Annotated in this window: 18 protein-coding genes; 6 read left to right on the forward strand and 12 right to left on the reverse strand. The window is 67.1% G+C overall.

Features of this window, described 5'->3' with window-relative positions; genetic code table 11:
* Positions 1–23 precede the first annotated feature (23 nt).
* From AC3FKH_RS05655 to AC3FKH_RS05670, 4 genes are all read right to left on the reverse strand, one after another.
* A complete protein-coding gene (locus AC3FKH_RS05655) occupies positions 24–641 on the reverse strand; it encodes a pyridoxamine 5'-phosphate oxidase family protein (RefSeq protein WP_488673630.1) in 618 nt (205 codons plus the stop codon).
* Between the two features lie 29 nt (positions 642–670).
* Positions 671–1531 carry a PhzF family phenazine biosynthesis protein gene (locus tag AC3FKH_RS05660; RefSeq protein ID WP_488673632.1) on the reverse strand — a complete coding sequence of 287 codons (861 nt, stop codon included), beginning with the start codon at positions 1529–1531 and terminating at the stop codon, positions 671–673.
* A gap of 180 nt (positions 1532–1711) precedes the next feature.
* The gene (gene ggt, locus AC3FKH_RS05665; RefSeq protein ID WP_483708826.1) at positions 1712–3337 is read right to left on the reverse strand and encodes a gamma-glutamyltransferase; all 1626 of its coding nucleotides are present in this window, start codon (positions 3335–3337) and stop codon (positions 1712–1714) included.
* Positions 3338–3379: 42 nt separating this feature from the next.
* Positions 3380–4357: a Bug family tripartite tricarboxylate transporter substrate binding protein gene (locus AC3FKH_RS05670; RefSeq protein ID WP_488673634.1), complete on the reverse strand. Its 978-nt coding sequence runs from the start codon at positions 4355–4357 to the stop codon at positions 3380–3382.
* A gap of 202 nt (positions 4358–4559) precedes the next feature.
* Between AC3FKH_RS05670 and AC3FKH_RS05675 the strand changes: the two genes are divergently transcribed.
* Complete coding sequence (locus AC3FKH_RS05675; RefSeq protein ID WP_488673636.1) at positions 4560–5444, forward strand: LysR substrate-binding domain-containing protein; 885 nt, start codon at positions 4560–4562, stop codon at positions 5442–5444.
* A 99-nt stretch (positions 5445–5543) separates the two neighbouring features.
* Here AC3FKH_RS05675 and AC3FKH_RS05680 read toward each other — a convergent pair whose 3' ends face one another.
* Both AC3FKH_RS05680 and AC3FKH_RS05685 read right to left on the reverse strand, forming a co-directional pair.
* A complete protein-coding gene (locus AC3FKH_RS05680; RefSeq protein WP_483708822.1) occupies positions 5544–7046 on the reverse strand; it encodes a tripartite tricarboxylate transporter permease in 1503 nt (500 codons plus the stop codon).
* A gap of 13 nt (positions 7047–7059) precedes the next feature.
* Positions 7060–7521, reverse strand: coding sequence for a tripartite tricarboxylate transporter TctB family protein (locus tag AC3FKH_RS05685; RefSeq protein ID WP_483708821.1), 462 nt, complete (start codon positions 7519–7521; stop codon positions 7060–7062).
* A gap of 348 nt (positions 7522–7869) precedes the next feature.
* On the opposite strand from AC3FKH_RS05685, the gene AC3FKH_RS05690 reads away from it, so the two are divergent.
* Positions 7870–9636, forward strand: a complete 1767-nt coding sequence (locus tag AC3FKH_RS05690) for a potassium/proton antiporter (protein ID WP_488673638.1) — start codon at positions 7870–7872, stop codon at positions 9634–9636.
* A 4-nt stretch (positions 9637–9640) separates the two neighbouring features.
* On the opposite strand, the gene AC3FKH_RS05695 is transcribed toward AC3FKH_RS05690, so the two are convergent.
* From AC3FKH_RS05695 to AC3FKH_RS05705, 3 genes are all read right to left on the reverse strand, one after another.
* Positions 9641–10642: a tripartite tricarboxylate transporter substrate binding protein gene (locus tag AC3FKH_RS05695; protein WP_488673640.1), complete on the reverse strand. Its 1002-nt coding sequence runs from the start codon at positions 10640–10642 to the stop codon at positions 9641–9643.
* 40 nt (positions 10643–10682) lie between these two features.
* Positions 10683–11138 carry a DUF2214 family protein gene (locus AC3FKH_RS05700; RefSeq protein ID WP_483731495.1) on the reverse strand — a complete coding sequence of 152 codons (456 nt, stop codon included), beginning with the start codon at positions 11136–11138 and terminating at the stop codon, positions 10683–10685.
* Positions 11139–11281: 143 nt separating this feature from the next.
* Positions 11282–12502: a CaiB/BaiF CoA transferase family protein gene (locus AC3FKH_RS05705; RefSeq protein WP_488673642.1), complete on the reverse strand. Its 1221-nt coding sequence runs from the start codon at positions 12500–12502 to the stop codon at positions 11282–11284.
* Positions 12503–12794: 292 nt separating this feature from the next.
* Between AC3FKH_RS05705 and alaS the strand changes: the two genes are divergently transcribed.
* Both alaS and AC3FKH_RS05715 read left to right on the forward strand, forming a co-directional pair.
* A complete protein-coding gene (gene alaS / locus AC3FKH_RS05710; RefSeq protein ID WP_488673643.1) occupies positions 12795–15419 on the forward strand; it encodes an alanine--tRNA ligase in 2625 nt (874 codons plus the stop codon).
* A gap of 85 nt (positions 15420–15504) precedes the next feature.
* Positions 15505–15708: a type II toxin-antitoxin system VapB family antitoxin gene (locus AC3FKH_RS05715; RefSeq protein WP_488673645.1), complete on the forward strand. Its 204-nt coding sequence runs from the start codon at positions 15505–15507 to the stop codon at positions 15706–15708.
* A gap of 12 nt (positions 15709–15720) precedes the next feature.
* Here AC3FKH_RS05715 and AC3FKH_RS05720 read toward each other — a convergent pair whose 3' ends face one another.
* From AC3FKH_RS05720 to AC3FKH_RS05730, 3 genes are all read right to left on the reverse strand, one after another.
* Positions 15721–16494, reverse strand: coding sequence for a slipin family protein (locus AC3FKH_RS05720; RefSeq protein ID WP_488673647.1), 774 nt, complete (start codon positions 16492–16494; stop codon positions 15721–15723).
* 2 nt (positions 16495–16496) lie between these two features.
* The gene (locus AC3FKH_RS05725) at positions 16497–17954 is read right to left on the reverse strand and encodes an NfeD family protein (protein WP_488673648.1); all 1458 of its coding nucleotides are present in this window, start codon (positions 17952–17954) and stop codon (positions 16497–16499) included.
* Positions 17955–18047: 93 nt separating this feature from the next.
* Positions 18048–18941: a LysR substrate-binding domain-containing protein gene (locus AC3FKH_RS05730; protein ID WP_488673649.1), complete on the reverse strand. Its 894-nt coding sequence runs from the start codon at positions 18939–18941 to the stop codon at positions 18048–18050.
* A gap of 148 nt (positions 18942–19089) precedes the next feature.
* Here AC3FKH_RS05730 and AC3FKH_RS05735 point away from each other — a divergent pair, with 148 nt between their 5' ends.
* Both AC3FKH_RS05735 and AC3FKH_RS05740 read left to right on the forward strand, forming a co-directional pair.
* Positions 19090–20349, forward strand: coding sequence for a YbfB/YjiJ family MFS transporter (locus AC3FKH_RS05735; RefSeq protein ID WP_488673650.1), 1260 nt, complete (start codon positions 19090–19092; stop codon positions 20347–20349).
* A 90-nt stretch (positions 20350–20439) separates the two neighbouring features.
* Positions 20440–21213, forward strand: coding sequence for a class II aldolase/adducin family protein (locus AC3FKH_RS05740; protein ID WP_488673651.1), 774 nt, complete (start codon positions 20440–20442; stop codon positions 21211–21213).
* Positions 21214–21230 lie beyond the last annotated feature (17 nt).

A 21230-nucleotide genomic window follows, 5' to 3' on the forward strand; every position in this document is an offset into this window, starting at 1 on the left:
CCTGATCCGGCGCCTATTCGTTCTCAGTAGAGCGTGGTGCGCAGCCGCTCGGGCAGTTCGCGGTCGTAGGCTTCGCCGTCGATCGCGTTGCGGCTCAGCGCGGCCAGGATCTCGCCATTACTGGGCAGCGTGCTGCGTGGACGCTGTGCACCGGCGTCCCAGACCTTGGAACGCAGCAGCGCGCGGGCGCATTGGAAGAACACTGCCTGCACGTGGATGACCAGTACCGACACAGGGGTCTTGTCCTCGACCGCGCACCTGGCAAGCAGGTCCGGGTCGACCGATATCCGCGCCGTGCCGTTGACGCGCAGCGTCTCGTTGATGCCCGGGATCACGAACAGCAATCCCACGCGCGGGTCGGCGACGATATTGCGCAGGCTGTCGATGCGATTGTTGCCGCGCCGGTCAGGCATCAGCAGTGTGCGTTCATCGAGCACCTGCACGAAGCCGGGCGCGTCGCCGCGCGGCGAGCACTCCGCAGCGTCCCGGCCCACCGTCGACAGCAGGCACAGCGGCGCCGCTTCGACAAAGGCACGGTAATGCGGATGCAGGTAATCGACTTCCTTGGCAAGCGATGGCGCAGCCGGCTGCGCATACAGCGCTTCGAGTTCGGCGAGCGTGGCGATGGTGTGCGGATCCATGGGGGCGATCATGAGAGAGCAGGCTCGCGTTACAGCGTGACGGTGCCGCGGCCGATTTCGATCACGCGGCCGCCGACACGGATCGCGCCGGCGGCGGTCACGGCCAGCCGCAGCGTACAGGGACGGTCGACGGCGGCACCCTGGTCGACTTCGTACTCGGCCGGCAGCACGTGCGCATTGGCCAGCAGCCAGCCGCCAAGGTTGGCGCATGCAGACCCGGTACCTGGATCTTCCGCCACCCCGCCACCTTGCTTGCTGAAGAAATACCGCGCGAGCACGCGGCCCGGTCGGGTCGGATCAAAGGCGAACACATAGGCGGTCTTGCGGCCCAGGCTGCTTTGCGGCCATTGCTCCAGCCGCGCGGTGTCCGGCCGGGCCCGCTGCACGGCATCCGTGCTGCGGACCGCCACCAGCAACTGGTCCGCACCGGTATCGACCCACATCGGCGAGGTCAGCAGGTCGCGCGCTTCCAGTCCCAGCAGTGCCGCCATTTCCGCATCGGGGAGGTCCACGGCGGCGGTCCTGGGCGCTCCGGCGTGCGGGGCCGTGAAGGTCCAGACATCGCGGTTGGCCTCGACGGGCACGACGCCAGCCTTGAACTCGAGCGTCAGCCGGTCGCCGCTGGCGACCAGGTCGCGCACGACATGCGCGGTGCCGAGCGTCGGATGCCCCGCAAAGCGCATTTCATAGCCGGGCGTGAAGATCCGAACCTGCGCATGCGCCTGTTCCGAAGGCAGGATGAAGGTGGTTTCCGACAGGTTGAACTGCAGCGCCAGCGCCTGCATGGTGGCGTCGTCCATGCCGCGGGCATCCTCGAAGACGCATAGCGGGTTGCCGCCGAACGTGGATTCGGCGAAGACGTTGAGCAGGCGAAAGGCGTAGGCGGTCATGATGGTCTTTGCAGGCGGGATTGCACCACAGTGTAGCCGCGTGACATCGGGGTGCCATGGACAGTTGCGCTGCCGGCCGACGGGCCAGTTACCGCGGATGCGTGAACCGCGAAACGCGTCCAACAAAAAGGGCGCTGCCCGTATCCGGAAGCGCCCTTCGTGCTGTGGCGGGGACGGCGGTCAGTAGCCGACGGCCTGCCCGTCGCGCCGGCTGTCGCTGGCGGCAACGTACCCATGCTCCGCGTCTTCCGACAGGCGCCAGATGAACTGGCCCGAGCCAAAATCCATGTACGGATCGTCCACCGACTTGAGCTGGTGGCCGCGTGCCTTCAGGCCTTCGACGGTGGCGGGGTCCATGGTGCTTTCCACGTCCAGCGTGAAGTCGCGGTTGACCTTCCAGCGCGGCGCGCAGCAGGCCGCTTGCGGCTGCTGCTTGTAGTCGAGCATGCGGACCACCGTCTGCAGGTGGCCTTGCGGCTGCATGTCGCCGCCCATCACGCCGAAGCTCATCACCGGCTGGCCGTCGCGCGTCAGGAACGCCGGGATGATGGTGTGGAACGGCCGCTTGCCGCCCGCCACCACGTTGGCGGACTTCGGATCCATCGAGAAGCCCACGCCACGGTTCTGCAGGCTGATGCCGGTGCCCGGCACCACCACGCCCGAGCCGAAGCCCATGTAGTTCGACTGGATGAACGAGATCATCATGCCGTTCTCGTCGGCCGCGGTCAGGTAGATGGTGCCGCCAACCTTGGGCATGCCGAAATCGAAGTGCGTGGCGCGCTGCATGTCGATCAGCTTCGCGCGCGACTTCAGGTAGGCGTCATCGAGCATCTGCTCGGGCGTGACTTCCATGCTGCGCGGGTCGGCCACGTAGCGGTAGAGGTCGGCGAACGCCAGTTTCATCGCTTCGATCTGCAGGTGCTGGGAGTCGACCGAATCCACCGGCAGGGCGCTCAGGTCGAACTGGTCGAGAATGCCCAGCGCGATCAGCGCCGCGATGCCCTGGCCGTTCGGCGGGATCTCGTGCAGCTCGTAGCCGCGATAGGACTTGCTGATCGGCTTGACCCAGTCGGGCCGGTAGTTGCGCAGGTCGTCCAGCGTCATCGCGCCGCCGCACTGCTTGCTGAAGGCGGCGATCTTTTCGGCGATCTCGCCTTCGTAGTACGAGCGGCCACGCGTCTCGCCGATCTTGCGCAGCGTCTCGGCGGCGGCCTTCATGGTGAACTTCTCACCGACCTGCGGCGCGCGGCCGTTGGGCATGAAGGTCTCGGCAAAGCCCGGCTGGTCCTTCAGCTCCGGCACCGCGGCGGCCCACTTGTGCGCCACCACGGGCGGCATCGCGTAGCCGCGCTCGGCGATCTCGATGGCCGGTTCCATCAGGTCGGCAAACGGCAGCTTGCCGAAGCGTTCATGCAACGCGGCCCAGCCCGCGACCACGCCGGGAACCGTGACCGAGTCCCACCCGCGGATCGGGCGGTTCGCCAGTCCGTTGGCATCGGTGCCGTACTTGCTCTTGAAATACTCTGGGTTCCAGGCGGCCGGCGCGACGCCGGACGAGTTCAGGCCGTGCAGTTCCTTGCCGTCCCACAGGATGGCGAAGGCGTCGCTGCCCAGGCCGCAGGACACGGGCTCGACGATGGTGATCGCCGCCGCGGCCGCGATGGCCGCATCCACGGCATTGCCGCCCTTCAGCAGCATGCGCAGGCCCGCTTGCGCAGCGAGCGGATGCGAGGTCGACACCACGTTGCGCGCGAACAGCGGAATGCGCACGGAGGGGTAGGGGTTGGTCCAGTTGAAGTTCTGCATGGTCTTGTCCGTTGTCTCGTGGCCGCCGGCCGCGGCATCACGTCATTCTGCCGTGATCTTGCGATCCTTGATGAGCTTGCCCCAGCGGGCGCTGTCCTTCTTCACCATCGCCGCGAACTGGGCCGGCGTGCCGCCGACGGGCTCGGCGCCCAGCTTGGCCAGGCGGTCCTTCACGTCCTGCGACTGGATGGCCTTGTTGAATTCGGCATTGAGCCGGTTGACCATGTCGGCCGGCATGCCCTTGGGGCCGTAGATGCCGAACCAGGTATCGGATTCAAAGCCGGGCAGGCCCGATTCGCTGGCCGTCGGGATCTCCGGTGCCAGCGGCGAACGCTTCAGGCTGGTCACGGCCAGCGCCTTCAGCTTGCCGTCCTTCACGTGCGGCAGGCCGGACACGATGCTGTCGAACAGCACTTGCACCTTGCCCGAGATCAGGTCCGGTACAGCTAGCGCCGTGCCACGGTAGGGGATGTGGGTGATGAAGACGCCGGCCTGGGCCTTGAACGCTTCGGCGGTCAGGTGCACGACGGTGCCGTTGCCGCTGGACGCGTAGTTCAGTTCGCCCGGGTGCTTCTTTGCATAGTCGATCAGCTCGCGCACGTTCTTCACAGGCAAGCTGTTGGGCACCACCAGCACATTGGTGGCAATCGCGACCTGGCCGACCGGCGTGAAGTCGGATTCGGTGTTGTAGGGCAGGCGGGTGTTGATGTACGGGCCGATCGAATGCGTGCTGGTCGTGGCGATCAGCAGCGTGTAGCCGTCAGGCGGCGCCTTCGCCGCCATGTCCGAGCCGATGGCACCGCCAGCGCCGGGCCGGTTGTCCACCACGATCTGCTGCCCGATGCTGGCGCCGACCTTTTGCGCGATGGCGCGCGCGAGCAGGTCGGTAGCGCCGCTGGCGGGGAACGGCACGATCAGGCGGATCGGCTTGCTGGGGTAGTTGTCGGCCAGGGCCGGCGTGGCGGCCAGGCAAAGGCCAGAGGCAAGGCCGAAGCCGAGCAGGCGCAGCCAGGATTTCATTCGGTTCTCCGGAATCGGGCGAATCAGGTCGGCGGAACAGCGGAACAACGTCAGGGCCGGCAGACCGGATGCGCGCAGCATCAGGGTGCCTGCGCATTATTATTCCGCGCCCCGTATCACAAAGAAAGCTAATATTTCTTTTCGTTGACACAAGTTTTCCTTGTGATTCGCGCCAGTCCAATGGCGCTTTGCCGATATCCCGATGAGCACGATCCGATTCCTGCGTACCTTTGTTGCCGTGGCCGAACATGGTTCCTTCGCCGCCGCCGCCGGCCATGTCGCGCTCACGCAGGCCGCTGTAAGCCTGCAGATGAGATCGCTGGAAACCGAGCTGCGCCGCGAGCTGTTCGACCGCAGCGGTCGCGTCGCCGTCCTCAACGCCGACGGGCGCGAGCTGTTGCCGCGCGCGCGGCACCTGCTCGCCCTGTATGACGAGATGCGCCTGCCGCAGGCCCAGCCAGAGGCCATGGCCGGCGCGGTGGCGGTTGGAGCGGTAGTGTCGGTGATGGGCGGCCTGTCGCATGTCGTGGCGCGCATGAAGCGCGCCTATCCGGCGCTGGAAGTCAGGCTGGTCGGGGCCAAGTCCATCGAGCTCGCGGCGATGGTCGAGTCGGGCGAGCTCGATGCCGCCATCCTGGTCGAAGGCGCCGCGCGGATACCCGGCACGCTGCGCTGGACGCCGCTCTACGATGAACCGCTGGTTGCCATCGCCGCACAGGGCAGTGCCGGGGAGGACGTGCGCGAAGCGCTGGCGGCCAATCCCTATCTGCGTTTCGACCGCAGCCAGCGCACCGGCATGCTGGTCGATCGCGCGCTGCGGCGCGCGCACCTGCGGGTCAACGAATTCCTGGAGCTGAACTCGATCGAGGCACTCGTCGAACTCGTACGGCAGGAGGTGGGTGTGACCGTGGTGCCGCTGCTGCAGCGCGCGCGCTGGCGCGATGATGCGGCGCTGCGCATCCTGCCGCTGGTGGTCAGTGACGAGCCTGTCATGCGGACCATCGGCATGCTGGAGCGGCGCGATCATGGCAGGGGACATGTGACCAGCGCGGTCAGGACGGCCTGCGCCGAGTTGTTTGGCGGCTGAGCGGTGGCGACGGACGTCGACGCTCAATGAAAAAAGGGCGTCTCGCGACGCCCCTTGCATTGCACTGCATTGCCGGCCAATGGCCGGCGGTCTTGCTTTTTATTCTTCCTGGAACGCTTCCTCGCGCTTGGCCTTGATCGACGGCGAGGCCACGATCAGCACCAGCACCGCGGCGGCGATCAGCAGGCCCATCGACAGCGGACGGGTCACGAACACGCTGAAGTCACCACGCGACAGCAGCAGCGAGCGGCGGAAGTTCTCTTCCATCATCGGTCCCAGCACGAAGCCGAGCAGCAGCGGCGCCGGTTCGCACTTGAGCTTGATGAACAGGTAGCCGATCACGCCGAAGGCCGCGGTCTGGAACACGTCGAACGTGGTGTTCTGGACCGAATACACGCCGATGCAGCAGAACGTCAGGATGGCCGGGTACAGGTAGCGGTAAGGCACCTTCAGCAGCTTCACCCAGATGCCGATCAGCGGCAGGTTCAGCACGATCAGCATGAAGTTGCCGATCCACATCGAGGCGATCAGGCCCCAGAACAGCGCCGGGTTGCTCGACATCACCTGCGGACCAGGCTGGATGTTGTGGATGGTCATTGCACCGACCATCAGCGCCATCACGGCATTGGGCGGAATGCCCAGCGTCAGCAGCGGGATGAACGAGGTCTGTGCCGCGGCGTTGTTGGCCGATTCCGGACCTGCCACGCCTTCGATCGCGCCCTTGCCGAACTCGTGCGAGTACTTCGAGGTCTTCTTTTCCAGCGAATACGCCGCAAACGAAGCCAGCGCCGCGCCGCCGCCCGGCAGGATGCCCAGCGCCGAACCGAGCATCGTGCCGCGCAGCACGGCCGGGATCATGCGCTTGAAGTCGTCCTTGTTCGGGAACAGGTTGGTGATGTGGTCCGTGAAGGTTTCGCGGTTTTCCTTCTGCTCCAGGTTCGCGATGATTTCCGCGAAGCCGAACACGCCCATGGCCACCGACACGAAGTTCAGCCCGTCGGTCAGTTCAGGCACGTCGAACGAGAAGCGCGCGGCGCCCGAGTTCACGTCGGTGCCGACCAGGCCCAGCAGCAGGCCCAGCACGATCATCGAGATCGCCTTGACCAGCGAACCCGAAGCCAGCACCACGGCGCCGATCAGGCCCAGCACCATCAGCGAGAAGTACTCGGCGGGGCCGAACTTGAACGCGAGTTCCGACAGCGGCGCGGCAAAGGCGGCCAGGATCAGCGTGGCCACGCAGCCGGCGAAGAACGAGCCCAGGCCCGCTGTGGCCAGCGCGACCCCCGCTCGCCCTCGTCTGGCCATCTGGTAGCCGTCGATGGTGGTCACCACCGACGACGATTCGCCGGGCAGGTTCACCAGGATGGCGGTGGTCGAACCGCCGTACTGGGCGCCGTAGTAAATACCGGCCAGCATGATCAGCGCGGCCACCGGCGGCAGCGTGTAGGTCACCGGCAGCAGCATGGCGATGGTGGCCAGCGGCCCCAGGCCCGGCAGCACGCCGATCAGGGTACCCAGCACGCAGCCCAGGAAGGCGTAGGCCAGGTTCTGGAAGGAGAGGGCGGTAGCAAAGCCCAGTCCCAGGTTAGAGAGCAATTCCATGTTGGCGGTCTCCTTAGCTAGCCAGGAAGGCCGGCCACACCGGCATCTGCAGGTTGATGCCGTACACGAACGCGCCCAGGCTGATCACCACCAGGATGATCGAGTTGAGCACGGCGCCCTTCCAGCTGAATTCATGGCTGGCCATCGACGACACCAGCACCAGCGCCAGAACCGACAGCACCATGCCCAGCGGCTTGAGCATCAGGCCGAACAGCACGACAGCACCCAGGATCCACAACAGCGACTTGATATCCCAGCGGGCCAGGTGGTCCTCTTCCGCCTTGGCGGACAACGACCCCCACAGCACCAGCGCGCCCAGCAGGGCGAGCACGACGCCGAGCCAGAACGGGAAATATCCCGGGCCCATCTTGGCGGCAGTTCCCATGGAATAGCCGCGTGCGACCCAGGAAAAGCCGAATCCGACCAGGATGAACATCAGGCCGGAGGCAAAGTCCTTTTGGCTACGTATGCGCAAAATGATTCTCCTCGATAAGACTGCTTGAAATCTGCCGGGAGCCGGTGGTGCGGTGCAATACAGCGGACGCACTGCCGGCCCTTCTCTCGGGCAGGGTGCAAGGTAAGGGTGCGACCTTTCAGCTACCTTTCAGATGTCTGCAATATTGGTCATGCTGAGGGTATCTCCTAATGAGATCGCGCTTAAAAGCGGCAAAGCGAGACTGGAGGCGGGCTGGCGGGTGATCGGGCCAGCTTCTGCGCGCGGGCTGCCGGGGTGCTGCGCTATCATCAGACAGGCTCCGCCCGGCTCAGTCGGGTAGCTGTAACGACACTCGCTGTAAGGTACCGAAAGGTAGAAAGGCACCGCTTGGAAAGTGTTGACCACGTCATCCTGATTGGCGCCGTCGTGATGTCGCTGGGCATCGTGGTGGGTGCCTTCTCCGCGCGCGCCGGCGTGCCGTTCCTGCTCGTGTTCCTGGCGGTGGGCATGCTGGCTGGCGTCGATGGCCCGGGCGGCATCCGTTTCTCCAATACCTGGCTCAGCTTCCTGGTCGGCAACCTCGCGCTGGCCGTGATCCTGCTCGACGGCGGGCTGCGTACCAGCTACGCGACCTTCCGCGTCGCCCTGCGGCCCTCGCTCGCGCTGGCAACCGTGGGCGTCCTTATGACGGCCGGGCTGGTCGGCCTGTTCGCGGCGTGGATCCTGGACATCGACTGGAAGCTCGGCCTGCTGCTGGGTGCCATCGTTGGCTCCACCGACGCCGCCGCCGTGTTTTCGACGCTGCACAGCAGCGGCATCCGCCTGAAGGACCGCGTCGCGAGCGTGCTCGAAATCGAATCGGGCATCAACGACCCGATGGCGATTTTCCTGACGCTGACCCTGATGGAATGGATTGCGGCGCCCAACGGACTGACGCCGGTGGCGCTGGCGACGCGGCTCGGCGTGCAGTTTGGCGTTGGCGCTGTGTTGGGGCTCGGACTCGGCTACTGCCTCGCCCATGTGCTCGAGCGCATCGAGGTCGCGGAAGGCCTGCACGCCATCCTGATCTGCTCCGGCGGCGCGATGATCTTTGCCATCACGCAGACCCTGGGCGGCAGCGGCTTCCTGGCGGTGTACCTGGCCGGCATGCTGGTCGGCAACCGCGACCGCGCCGTGACGTCCGACACCATGCGCGCGATGGATGGCATGGCCTGGCTGGCCCAGTCGGCCATGTTTCTGCTGCTCGGCTTGCTGGTGGCGCCGCACCGGATCTGGGAGATCGCGCTGCCCGCGATAGCCGTGGCGGCCTTCCTGATGCTGGTGGCCCGGCCGGCGTCCGTGTTCCTGGCCTTGCTGCCGTTCCGGCTGAACGTGGGCGAGAAGGGCTTTATCGCCTGGATGGGCCTGCGCGGCGCGGTGCCCATCGTGCTGTCGCTGTTTCCCTTGCTGCGTGGCTTGCCGGAGTCCGGCCTGATCTTCCGCGTGGCGTTTGCCGTGGTGCTGGCCAGCCTGCTGCTGCAAGGCACGACCGTGAGGCCGGCCGCACGCCTGGCCCGGGTGCTGCGTCCGGGGTTTCCGGAGCCGCTGGCGCGCTCGCGCCTGCGTGGGGTCCATGGGCCGACACTGGAGGTCATGCAGTTCCGGGTCAGCATCAACGCGCCGGTCGAGAACGTCCGGGCCGACCAGCTGGAGTTGCCGCCCCGGTGCCGGCTGTTGACGGTCGCCCGCGACGACGCGCTCGCGCCGCTCGACCAGACTGTGCTGCGCGCCGGCGACACGGTGGCGGTGATGGCGCCTGCCACGGTGCTGCCACGGCTTGCGGCGCTGTTCCAGGCGCCCGGCCCGGCGCCGGCTTGGGAGCAGGTGACGCACGATTTCCTGCTCTCCGGCGACGCGTTCCTGCGCGATGTGGTGCGGCTTTACGGCGAACGGGAACTGTCGGCCGCCGAGTCGCCGCTGACGCTCGGCGATGCCATGCAGGCCAGCTTCATCTCGCCGCCAGTCGAGGGCGACAGCGTCGTGATCGCCGGGCTGCACCTGACAGCGGCGCGCATGGAAGGGCCGCGCATCATCCAGGTCGGCCTGCTGCTGCCCCGCACCGAAGGCGCGACGGGCATCCGGCGCTGGGGCATCCGCCGCAAGCGCCAGGCTTAATCGCTCAATCGACCTTCGCGCCCGACACGCGCACGATCTGCGCGTACTTCTTCAGCTCGCGCTGCACCAGCGCGCCGAACTGTTCCGGCGTGGTGGGCGCAGGCTGCGCGCCGATGCGGGCCAGCCGCGCCTTCATATCGTCGGTCTTCAGGATGGCGACGATGTCGTGGTTGAGGCGGTCGACGATCTCGCGCGGGGTGTTGGCCGGCGCGAACACGCCGAACCACGTGGAGATATCAAAACCTTCGAGCCCCAGGCCCTTGCCGGCTTCGGCGATGGTCGGCAGTTCCGGGAAGGCCGCCGCGCGGCTGGCGGTGGTGACCGCGAACGCCTTCAGCTTGCCGGCCTTGATATTGGCCGAGGCCGAGGCCAGGTTGTCGAAGATCAGGTCGGTCTGCCCCGACAGCACCGACAACTGCGCGGGCGACGCGCCGTTGTACGGGATATGGACCATGCTGACCTTCGCCATGCTCTTGAACAGCTCGCCCGACAGGTGGCCGGCGCTGCCGTTGCCGCCGGACGCGTAGTCCAGCTTGCCCGGATGCTTGCGCGCGTATTCGACCAGTTCTCGCACATTGTTGATATGCAGTTCCGCGGCCTTGCCCGGATGCATCACGAGCACATTGGGCACGTCCGCCACCAGCGTGACCGGCGCGAAATCCTTCACCGGGTCATACGGCATCTTGCTGAACAGCGTCGGGTTGATGGCGTGCGTGGCCACCGCGCCCATGACGATGGTGTAGCCGTCGGCTGGCTGCTTGGCGACGTAGTCCGCGCCAAGATTGCCGCCGGCGCCCGGCTTGTTCTCGACCACGACCGGCTGGCCAAGGCTGTCGCGCAGCTTCTCGCCGATGGCGCGCGCCACCGTGTCGAGCGGGCCGCCGGCCGGGTAGGGCACCACGAACTTGACCGGCTTGGTCGGATAGGCGGCGGGGGTGGCTGCGATGGCGGCTGCGGCCGGCAGCATGGCCGCGACGACAGTGGCGGCGAGCAGTTTCTTCAGCATGACGACTTCAGGGGTAAGGAAAACAGGGAACGGCGGTGCCTTACCTGGCCCCGATGCCGCGCGCCATCATCACGGCGCACAGCGGCAGCAGGATCACCAGGTGGGCTTCGATCATGACCCAGCGGCGGGCCTTCTTGATCTCGGACGGCGGCGGCACGAAATCGGGCAGCTTGCGGCTCTGCTTGCGCCAGCGAGCGATCGCGAACGTCGGCGGCAGCGAGCACAGCGCGATGATGACGAACACCGTCATCTTGGCGTGGAACCACGGGTTGTGCAGGTAGAAGTCGGCGCCTTTGGCGCCGTAGAACAGGCGCAGCAGGCCAGTCGCCAGCACTGCAAGCGCCGACGCGAAATACACGCCATCGTAGATCGACAGCCGGCGCACCGTGGCCGGCGTGATATCGGGGCGCAGCACCACGGCCTCGGCGGCCATCAGCGTGATCAGCAGGAAGATGGCCAGGAAGTGGAAGAAGGCCAGCAGGGCATCGGTCAGCATGGAATCTCCAGGTGGGTCCACCGACGAGATCCGGGGCCCGGGCCAGCTGGGGGCATCGGGCGCAGGCAGTGCCGGCCGCGCGGAACAGCTTCGGGGGACGACTGATCAACAACTGCTTGCGCCGGTTTCGGCGCAAGTGGCTCTTATACCACGCCCTTGGCGCGCAGGGCCGCGATCTGTTCGGCGCTGTAGCCGAGCGACTCGGTCAGGACCGTGTCGGTGTGCTCGCCGAGCAGCGGCGGATGGCGCAGCGCCTCGGGCGGCGTAACGCTCATCTTGATCGGGCTGCCCACCAGCTTGACCTCGCCGGCGCTCGGGTGGGGCAGGTCCACGCGCAGGCCGCGCGCCTTGACCTGCTCGTCCTCGAACACCTCGTCGAGCGAGTTGATCGGGCCGCATGGCACGCCGGCCGCTTCCAGGTCGCTGATCCACTGGGCGCGGGTGCGCGTGCGGACCATTTCGGCCAGGATCGGCACCAGCACGTCGCGGTTGGCCACGCGCTGCGGGTTGGTGGCAAAGCGGGGATCGTCGGCCAGTTCCGGCTGGCCGCCGTCGTTGACGAACTTGCGGAACTGCCCGTCGTTGCCGACCGCGACAATCAGCCAGCCGTCGGCCGCCTGGAAAGTCTGGTAGGGCACGATGTTCGGGTGCGCATTGCCCCAGCGGCGCGGCGCCTGGCCGCTGGCCAGGTAGTTGGTGTTCATGTTGGCGAGCATCGCCACCTGCACGTCGAGCAGGGCCATGTCGATGTACTGGCCTTCGCCCGTCCGCTCGCGGTGCGCCAGCGCGGCCAGCACGGCGATGGTGGCGTACTGGCCGGTCATCAGGTCGGAAATGGCCACGCCGGCCTTTTGCGGGCCGCCGCCCGGCAGGTCGTCGCGCTCGCCGGTCAGGCTCATGAAACCACCCATGCCCTGGATGATGAAGTCGTAGCCGGGCCGCGCCGCATACGGGCCGCTCTGGCCAAAGCCGGTTACCGAGCAGTAGATGATGTCCGGCTTGACCGCCTTCAGCGATTCATAGTCCAGGCCGTATTTCTTCAGCTGGCCGACCTTGTAGTTCTCGAGCACCACATCGCTCTGGGCGGCCAGTTCGCGCACCAGCTTCTGGCCTTCGGGCGACGAGATGTCGCACGTCACCGAGCGCTTGTTGCGGTTGGCGGCCAGGTAGTAGGCGGCTTCCGCGGTGTCGCTGCCGTCCTCGGCCTTGAGCCACGGCGGTCCCCAGGTGCGGGTGTCGTCGCCGGCGCCGGGCCGCTCGATCTTGATGACGTCGGCGCCGAAATCGGCAAGGTTCTGGGCACACCATGGCCCGGCAAGGACGCGGGTCAGGTCGAGGACGCGAAGATGGCTTAAGGCTCCCATGGCAGTGAGGGGGCTCCGGATGCAGGGTGTAAAGGGGGGATTGCCGGGCCGGCGGCATGGCCGGCGCGGACAGCCTGCAATGTACCACCGGGGTCCACGCGGGCGCGTCCGCGGGTGCTTTATGCGGCGCTTAGTTTCGCCGGAAATGGGCGATAGCCGGCCGGCGCCGGGTCGCCCTGCCGCGCTTGGCCGCGATGTCCTTTTGCTGCTGGCTTGCCCGTATAATCAACGGTTTGCAAATCCAAAACTCATTAGTCGCGCCCTGCATGCCGCGGGCAGCGTCCGCCATCCCATGAAAGTCTCCGACATTCGCAGCAAGTTCCTGCAGTACTTCGAATCGAAGGGCCATACCGTGGTCCGCTCGTCCAGCCTGGTGCCGGCGAACGACCCGACGCTGCTGTTCACCAATTCCGGCATGGTGCAGTTCAAGGACGTGTTCCTGGGCACCGACAAGCGCCCGTACACCCGCGCCACTTCGGCGCAGCGTTCGGTGCGCGCCGGCGGCAAGCACAATGACCTGGAGAACGTGGGCTACACCGCCCGCCACCATACGTTCTTCGAGATGCTGGGCAACTTCTCGTTCGGCGACTACTTCAAGCGCGAAGCCATCCAGTACGCGTGGGAGCTGCTGACCAAGGTCTACCAGCTGCCGGCGGAAAAGCTGTGGGTGACGGTCTACGCCGAGGATGACGAGGCCTACGACATCTGGGCCAAGGAAGTCGGCGTGCCGGCCGAGCGCATCGTGCGCATCGGCGACAACAAGGGCGCGCGCTACGCGTCGGACAACTTCTGGCAGATGGCCGACACCGGCCCGTGCGGCCCGTGCTCGGAAATCTTCTTCGACCACGGCCCGGACGTGTGGGGCGGCCCGCCGGGATCGCCCGAAGAAGACGGCGATCGCTACATCGAGGTGTGGAACCTCGTGTTCATGCAGTTCAACCGCGACGAGCAGGGCACCATGACGCCGCTGCCCAAGCCGTGCGTGGACACCGGCATGGGCCTGGAGCGCATTGCCGCGGTGCTGCAGCATGTGCACAGCAACTACGAGATCGACCTGTTCCAGGCGCTGATCAAGGCCGCTGCGCGTGAAACCCACTGCGACAACCTGAACCAGAACTCGCTGAAGGTCATTGCCGACCATATCCGCGCTTGCTCGTTCCTGATCGTCGACGGCGTGATCCCCGGCAACGAAGGCCGCGGCTATGTGCTGCGCCGGATCGTGCGCCGCGCCATCCGCCATGGCTACAAGCTGGGCCAGAAGACCCCGTTCTTCCACAAGCTGGTGGCCGACCTGGTCGCGCAGATGGGCCAGGCCTATCCGGAACTGGCGGATGCCCAGGGCCGCGTGACCGAAGTGCTGAAAGCCGAGGAAGAGCGCTTCTTCGAGACCATCGAGAACGGCATGGCTATCCTCGACGCCGCGCTGGCCGAGCTGAAGCTCAAGGGCGGCAAGACGCTCGACGGCGAACTGGCGTTCAAGCTGCACGACACCTTCGGCTTCCCGCTGGACCTGACGCAGGACGTCTGCCGCGAGCAGGAAATCGCCGTGGACGAGGCCGCGTTCGACGCCGCCATGAACCGCCAGCGCGAGCAGGCTCGCGCCGCCGGCAAGTTCAAGATGGCCGCGGGCCTCGAGTACTCGGGCGACAAGACCGTGTTCCACGGCTACGAGACGCTGGAGCTGCCGCAGGCCAAGGTCATCGCGCTGTATGTGGACGGTGCCGCGGTCGACGCCATGCAACCGGGCCAGACCGGCGTGGTGGTGCTCGACAACACGCCGTTCTATGCGGAATCCGGCGGTCAGGCCGGCGACCAGGGCGTGCTGAAGGCCGGCAATGCCGCGTTCGCCGTCGCTGACACCACCAAGATCCAGGCCGACGTATTTGGCCACCAGGGCACGCTGGAAGGCGGCGCGCTGAAGGTTGGCGACGCCGTGCAGCCGCAGGTGGACACACTGCGCCGCGCGCGCACCGTGCGCAACCACTCGGCCACGCACCTGATGCACAAGGCGCTGCGCGAAGTGCTGGGCAGCCACGTGCAGCAGAAGGGCTCGCTGGTCGACGCCGACAAGACCCGCTTCGACTTCTCGCACAACGCGCCGATGACGGACGAGCAGATCCGCCGCGTCGAAGAGATCGTCAACGCCGAGATCCTGAGCAACCAGGACACGCACGCCGAAGTCATGCCGTTCGACGACGCGGTCAAGAGCGGCGCCATGGCGCTGTTCGGCGAGAAGTACGCCGATGACGTGCGCGTGCTGTCGATCGGTACCTCGAAGGAACTGTGCGGTGGCACTCACGTGCACCGCACTGGCGACATCGGCCTGTTCAAGATCGTGGTGGAAGGCGGCGTGGCCGCCGGCATCCGCCGCGTCGAAGCGATCACCGGCGACAACGCGCTGCATTACCTGCAGAAGCTCGACGCCAAGCTGAACGAAGCCGCCGCCGCGCTGAAGGCCCAACCTTCGGAACTGGTGCCGCGCATCGGCCAGGTGCAGGAACAGGTCCGTGCGCTGGAGAAGGAGCTGGAGCGCCTGAAGAGCAAGCTGGCCTCGTCGCAGGGCGACGAACTGGCCGCGCAGGCGGTCGACGTGAAGGGCCTCAAGGTACTGGCCGCCCAGCTCGACGGCGCCGACGTGAAGACGCTGCGCGAGACCATGGACAAGCTCAAGGACAAGCTGCAGAGCGCGGCCATCGTGCTGGCCGCAGTGGCCGACGGCAAGGTCAGCCTGATCGCCGGTGTAACGGCCGATGCCACGGGCAAGGTCAAGGCTGGCGAGCTGGTCAACTTTGTCGCGCAGCAGGTTGGCGGCAAGGGCGGTGGCCGTCCCGATATGGCGCAGGCTGGCGGCACCGAGCCGGCGAATCTGCCGCAGGCGCTGTCTGGTGTGGCGGAGTGGGTGTCGGCGAAGGTTTAAGGCTCTCCGACTTTGCCAAAAGGGCGCTTCGGCGCCCTTTTTCCATATCATCCGACCTCATGAATCGACTGTGTCCGGAGGCACCATGAGAGTCACACTGACGATTGACGACGCGTTGTACGAGCAGGCGCTGGCGATGGCGGACACTCCGATGGACGAGTCTGCCCTCATTCACGAGGCGATCAGAACGTTCGTGCGCGTGCGAGCCGCAAAGCGCCTTGCCGCTCTCGGCGGCATTTGCCCGGCAGCGCCTGATGTGCCCAGGCGACGAGATTTGCCGGGGTACTGATAGAGCGCCGCGCTAGCCCCGCCCCTCTGAATCCCCTGACGCCTTGCCCACCAAAGCCGACAGCAAATCCATCGGCAGCGGAAAGACAATGGTCGAACTCTTGTCCCCCGCGATCTGCGTCAGCGTCTGCATATACCGCAACTGCATGGCCTGAGGCTGGCGTGACAGCATCTGGGCCGCTTCCAGCAGTTTCTCGGAAGCCTGCAGCTCGCCTTCCGCATGAATCACCTTGGCGCGCCGCTCGCGCTCTGCCTCGGCCTGACGTGCAATCGCGCGGATCATGGTTTCGTTCAGGTCGACGTGCTTGATCTCGACGTTGGACACCTTGATGCCCCAGCCGTCCGTCTGCGCATCCAGCGCCTGCTGGATGTCGAGGTTGAGCTTCTCTCGCTCGGCCAGCATTTCATCGAGCTCATGCTTGCCCAGCACCGAGCGCAGCGTGGTCTGCGCAAGCTGGCTGGTGGCCTCGAGGAAGTTTGCCACCTGGATGATGGCGCGCTCGGGATCCACCACGCGGAAGTAGACCACCGCGTTGACCTTCACTGAAACGTTGTCGCGCGAAATCACATCCTGCGGGGGCACGTCCATCACCACGGTGCGCAGGTCCACCCTGACCATCTGCTGCACGGCGGGAATCAGCAGCACCAGTCCCGGACCCTTGACCCGCCAGAAGCGCCCGAGCATGAACACCACGCCGCGCTCATATTCGCGCAGCACGCGGAACGACATGATCACCAGCAATGCCAGCAGGAAGATCACACCGCCGAAGCTGAATCCGTAGGCCATGGTCAGGCTCCCTTGTCTGGCATCGGTTGGTTTGGCGGCGCGGTGGGCGGCGGGGCGTTGCCCGCTGCGACCACCTCAAGCAGCAGGCCGTGCCGTGCGGTCACGAGCACCGGCGTGCCGCGCGCCAGCGGGCTCGCGCTGCGCACCCGCCAGTTCTCGCCGTGTACCTGGGCCCAGCCTTCCTCATGCAGGTCGGCAAGCACTTCGCCTCGGCTGCCCACCAGGGTATCGGCGCCGCTGACCACGGGCCGCCGGCGCGCGCGCAGCAGCATGGCCGACATGCCGAACAGGAACAGGGCCGATATGGCCGACAGCGTGGCGATCAGGGCGACCGGCACGCCGAATCCCGGAACGTCGGTGTCGATCAGCATGACGGCGCCAAAGGCAAACGCGACGATGCCGCCCACGCCCAGCGTGCCGAACGAGGGCAGGAACAACTCGGCCACCATGCAGCCGATGCCCAGCGCGATCAGCCCCAGCCCCGCATAGTTGACCGGCAACATATGCAGGGCGAACGCCGCGACCAGCAGGCAGATGGCGCCGGCCACGCCGGGCACGACCATGCCGGGTGTCGAGAATTCGAAGATCAGGCCGTAGATGCCGATCATCATCAGGATCAGCGCAACGCTGGGGTCGGTGATCACGGCCAGGAAGCGGCTGCGCCAGTCGGGTTCGAGCGTGACGATCGTGGCGTGGCTGGTCTGCAGCGCGCGCTCGGCGCCTGCCGCTGTCACGCGCTTGCCGTTTACCTGGCGGAGCAAATCGGGCAGGTCCGTGGCCACCATGTCCGCCACGTGCTGCGCCACGGCTTCGTTCGCGGACAGGCTGACGGCTTCGCGCACCGCGCGCTCGGCCCATTCGGCATTGCGGCCGCGCAATTGCGCGAGGCCGCGGATGTAGGCCGAGGCATCGTGCATCTGCTTGCGTGTCATGGTGTCCTGCGCCGCGGGCTCGCTGGCGGGCGAGGAGGCCGGCGAGGGGGGGGGGAGCGCCTCCGGCTTCTGTGGGCCGCCGATGCCGATCTGCACGGGGCTGGCCGCGCCCAGATTGGTGCCGGGCGCCATCGCCGCGATATGGCTGGCGTACAGGATGTAGGTGCCGGCGCTCGCGGCACGCGCACCACCGGGAAAGACATAGCTGGCCACCGGCACGGGCGAGGCCAGGATCGCCTGGATGATCTCGCGCATCGACAGGTCGAGCCCGCCGGGTGTGTCCATTTCCAGCACGACAAGCTGTGCGTTGCCCTGGCGCGCGCGTTCCATGCCGCGCAGCACGAAGCCCGCGCTGGCCGGGCCGATGGCGCCCTTGAGCGGAATGACATACACGGGACCTGCACCTGCGCCGGCTGTGGCCGGAACAGAGCCGGGCGGCGCCGCTGCCAGCACCGCGAGCGCGAAGCCGGCCAGCAGCAATCCAATATAAAGCCATGGGTGCGCGAGGCGCGCAATGGCGAATCTCATCGCAAAGGGCGTGGCACAGGGGGTGCCATGGTGGCGCCACATTCAGTGTAGGCGACCGGGCACATCCTGCACGCCTGCGCCGGGCCTGCCGAATCAGGCCGCAGCGGGCACGGGCGGGTTGCTGGCCGGTGCGCCAGGCACCGGCAGGGCCTGGACGAGCGCGTTCAGCGCCGCGCTGGCCATGGCCGGATGCCAGGCCAGCAACGTGCGCACGCGGCCAGCGTCGCCGAGCCCGTGCACGCTGATGGCGGGCAGGTCCCGATACAGGCCCAGTACCGAGCGCGGCACGATGGCGGCGCCGATGCCCGCCGCCGCGCAGGCGACGATGGTGTGGTAGGAGCCCAGTTCCAGCACGCGCGGCGGCGCGCCGCCCCCGGCTGCGTGCCAGGCTTCGAGCCGCGCGCGGTAATTGCAGCCTGGCTCGAAACCCAGCAGCGTGGAGGTTTCCAGGTCGGCGGCGCTGCGGATCGGGCGGTGGCCGGCGCGCGCGATCACGACAAGCTCCTCCTCGAAAGCGGGCCGCGATGCCAGCGCCGGGTTGTCGAGCGGCTCGGCCACGAAGGCGCAGTCGGCGTCGAAGCGCTCCAGTGCCTCGAACGCCTGGCGGGTCGTGAGCGTGACCAGCTCGAGCCGGACCTCCGGCCAGGCCTGGTGATAGGCGGCCAGGATGGCCGGCAGCCGGCTGGCGGCGGTGCTTTCCATCGACGCGATGCGCAGGCGTCCGTGCGGGCGCGACGGCAGCACCGCGTGGCGCGCCTCTTCGGCAAGGCGCAGCATGCGGCATGCGTAGTCGAACAGCGTTTGCCCGGCCGGCGTGAGCACCATGCGCTTGCCGTCGCGCAGGAACAGCTCGACCCCGAGCGATTCCTCGAGCTGGCGAATGCGCGTGGTGACGTTGGATTGCACGCGGTGCAGGCGTTCGGCGGCGCGCGTGACGCCGCCTGCCTCCACCACCGTGCGGAAGATTTCAAGCGTGGCCAGGTCCATGGCGGCTCCGGTTGGGGTGGTTCTATTTTGTCATCTCAAATGAAGATATACGGCATCTAAATAATTCATTTTTGAAGATGATCGTCAAGGCGTAGCATAGGTGAATCCAGGCGGGTTTGCCACCGGCCGCGACACAGGGAACGACCACATGCCCCATGCGAATATCAAGCTGAGCCCGACACGGGCGACCGGCGCCGCAGCGCACCGGACGCGGCTCGAACCGGGAGCCTGGGCAATTGCGCTGGCGGGGCTGGCCGCGCTGGCCGTGGTCATGGGAATCGGCCGCTTCGCCTTCACGCCGCTACTGCCGATGATGCTGCGCGACGGCACGGTCACCCTGCATGAGGGCGGCTGGCTGGCCACGCTGAACTACATCGGCTATTTCGTCGGCGCCGCGGTCTGCCTGTTCATCCGGCCTGATCCGGCGCGCATGATCCGGCTCGGGCTGGTGGCCACGGTCTTGCTGACGCTCGGCATGGCACTGCCGGGCGGCATGCCGGCCTGGTCGCTGTGGCGCGCTGCCGCGGGCGTCGCGAGTGCGCTGGTGATGGTCTACACCGCGGGCTGGTGCATGCAGCGGCTCGCGGAACTCGGGCAGCCGGCGCTGGGCGGGCTGATCTTCTGCGGGCCGGGCCTCGGCATCGTGGTCACGGGCGTCTCGGTGTTTGCCATGGTCGGCGCCGGCTGGCATGCGGTGGCGGGGTGGATCGCCTTCACGGTGATGGCCGCCGTGCTGGTGCTGGCGGTATGGCGCATCTTCACCCCGGGCGACGGTGCGCCGCAAGCTGACGCCACGCGCCCGGAAACCCATCCTGCCCATGGCGCGCGGCTCGGCGGCGAGGCCTGGGCGCTGACGCTGGCCTATGGCCTGGCGGGATTCGGCTACATCATCACCGCGACCTTCCTGCCCGTGATCGCGCGGCAGGCGATGCCCGGCTCGGTGTGGGCCGACCTGTTCTGGCCGGTCTTCGGGGCTGGCGTTTCGATCGGCGCGTTCCTGGCCACGCGCGTTGGCATGGCGCACGATAACCGCCGGTTGCTCGCGTGGTCGTACGCCATGCAGGCGCTGGGCGTCGCGATCGCCGTGGTGTTCCCGACGGTTGCCGGGTTTGCCGTGAGCAGCCTGCTCGCGGGCCTGCCATTCACCGCGCTGGTGTCGTTTGCGATGCGCGAGGCGCGCCGTTTGTGGGGACCGCAGGCGCCGCGCCTGATGGGCCTGATGACCGCGTCCTACGGACTCGGGCAGATCGCCGGGCCGCCGCTGGCGACGGCGCTGGTCGCGCGATCGGGCGGCTTTGCCAGTTCACTCGCCTGCGCTTCGGCCGCATTGCTGGCCGGTGCCATGATGTTCGTCTGGATGCGCCGCGCATGGCCGATGCCGGTGCCGCGGCAGACTGCGCTACAGTAACGCCTTCGCCGCCCTTTTGCGGATCCCAGATTCACCAAGCCGGGACCACACCGGCACCACGAACACCGGGCGGCGCTGGAGCGACCCCCCATGTCTTTCTCATTGCAGCCGGCGCGTGCCGCCGGCGCAGCCAGTCCCACCACACCGCAAGAACAGCGCGTCCGCGTCGACCTGGCCGCCGCCTATCGACTGTCGGCCCTGCAGGGCTGGGATGACCTGATCTACACCCACATCTCGGCCACGGTTCCCGGCGAGCCGGACCATTTCCTGATCAATCCGTTTGGCTTCGCCTTCGAGGAAATCCGCGCATCGGATCTCGTCAAGATCAATAGCCGCGGGGAAGTGGTCGGCGAAACGGTGCATCCGGTCAACGTGACCGGCTTCGCGCTGCACGGTGCCGTGCATGCGGCGCGCGCGGACGCCGTGTGCGTCATGCACCTGCACAACACCGCCGGCATTGCCGTCTCCGCGCAGGCGGAGGGGCTGCTGCCGTTGTCCCAGCATGCCATGCGCTTCCACGGCCGCATGGCGTACCACGACTACGAGGGGCTCGCGTTCTCGCCGGCGGAGGGCTCGCGGCTCACGGCATCGCTGGGCCAGCAGCAGGCCATGCTGCTGCGCAACCACGGTACCCTGACCGTCGGCCGCACCGTTGCAGAGGCCTATGTGCTGATGGCGACGCTGATCAAGGCGTGCGAGATCCAGATCGGCGCGCAGGCAGGTGGCCGGCTGGTGCGGCCCGCGCCGGGCGTGGCCGACAAGGCGTCCGAACAGCTCTACGACAACGGCGCCATCGAAGGCGTGCTGGAGTGGCCGGCGCTGCTGCGCAAACTCGATAGAATCGATCCCTCATATCGGGACTGAACGTCCCTGTTCACCCG

Source organism: Cupriavidus sp. 21MJTG02-4 (assembly GCF_057798975.1).

Coding starts and splice junctions, on each gene's coding strand:
- AC3FKH_RS05720 (WP_488673647.1), bottom strand. CDS start 16,494: ATGGCCTACGGATTCAGCTTCGGCGGTGTGATCTTCCTGCTGGCATTG.
- AC3FKH_RS05705 (WP_488673642.1), bottom strand. CDS start 12,502: ATGGGAGCCTTAAGCCATCTTCGCGTCCTCGACCTGACCCGCGTCCTT.
- AC3FKH_RS05670 (WP_488673634.1), bottom strand. CDS start 4,357: ATGAAATCCTGGCTGCGCCTGCTCGGCTTCGGCCTTGCCTCTGGCCTT.
- AC3FKH_RS05725 (WP_488673648.1), bottom strand. CDS start 17,954: ATGAGATTCGCCATTGCGCGCCTCGCGCACCCATGGCTTTATATTGGA.
- AC3FKH_RS05680 (WP_483708822.1), bottom strand. CDS start 7,046: ATGGAATTGCTCTCTAACCTGGGACTGGGCTTTGCTACCGCCCTCTCC.
- ggt (WP_483708826.1), bottom strand. CDS start 3,337: ATGCAGAACTTCAACTGGACCAACCCCTACCCCTCCGTGCGCATTCCG.
- AC3FKH_RS05655 (WP_488673630.1), bottom strand. CDS start 641: ATGGATCCGCACACCATCGCCACGCTCGCCGAACTCGAAGCGCTGTAT.
- AC3FKH_RS05735 (WP_488673650.1), top strand. CDS start 19,090: ATGCCCCATGCGAATATCAAGCTGAGCCCGACACGGGCGACCGGCGCC.
- AC3FKH_RS05660 (WP_488673632.1), bottom strand. CDS start 1,531: ATGACCGCCTACGCCTTTCGCCTGCTCAACGTCTTCGCCGAATCCACG.
- AC3FKH_RS05700 (WP_483731495.1), bottom strand. CDS start 11,138: ATGCTGACCGATGCCCTGCTGGCCTTCTTCCACTTCCTGGCCATCTTC.
- AC3FKH_RS05715 (WP_488673645.1), top strand. CDS start 15,505: ATGAGAGTCACACTGACGATTGACGACGCGTTGTACGAGCAGGCGCTG.
- AC3FKH_RS05740 (WP_488673651.1), top strand. CDS start 20,440: ATGTCTTTCTCATTGCAGCCGGCGCGTGCCGCCGGCGCAGCCAGTCCC.
- AC3FKH_RS05675 (WP_488673636.1), top strand. CDS start 4,560: ATGAGCACGATCCGATTCCTGCGTACCTTTGTTGCCGTGGCCGAACAT.
- alaS (WP_488673643.1), top strand. CDS start 12,795: ATGAAAGTCTCCGACATTCGCAGCAAGTTCCTGCAGTACTTCGAATCG.
- AC3FKH_RS05730 (WP_488673649.1), bottom strand. CDS start 18,941: ATGGACCTGGCCACGCTTGAAATCTTCCGCACGGTGGTGGAGGCAGGC.
- AC3FKH_RS05695 (WP_488673640.1), bottom strand. CDS start 10,642: ATGCTGAAGAAACTGCTCGCCGCCACTGTCGTCGCGGCCATGCTGCCG.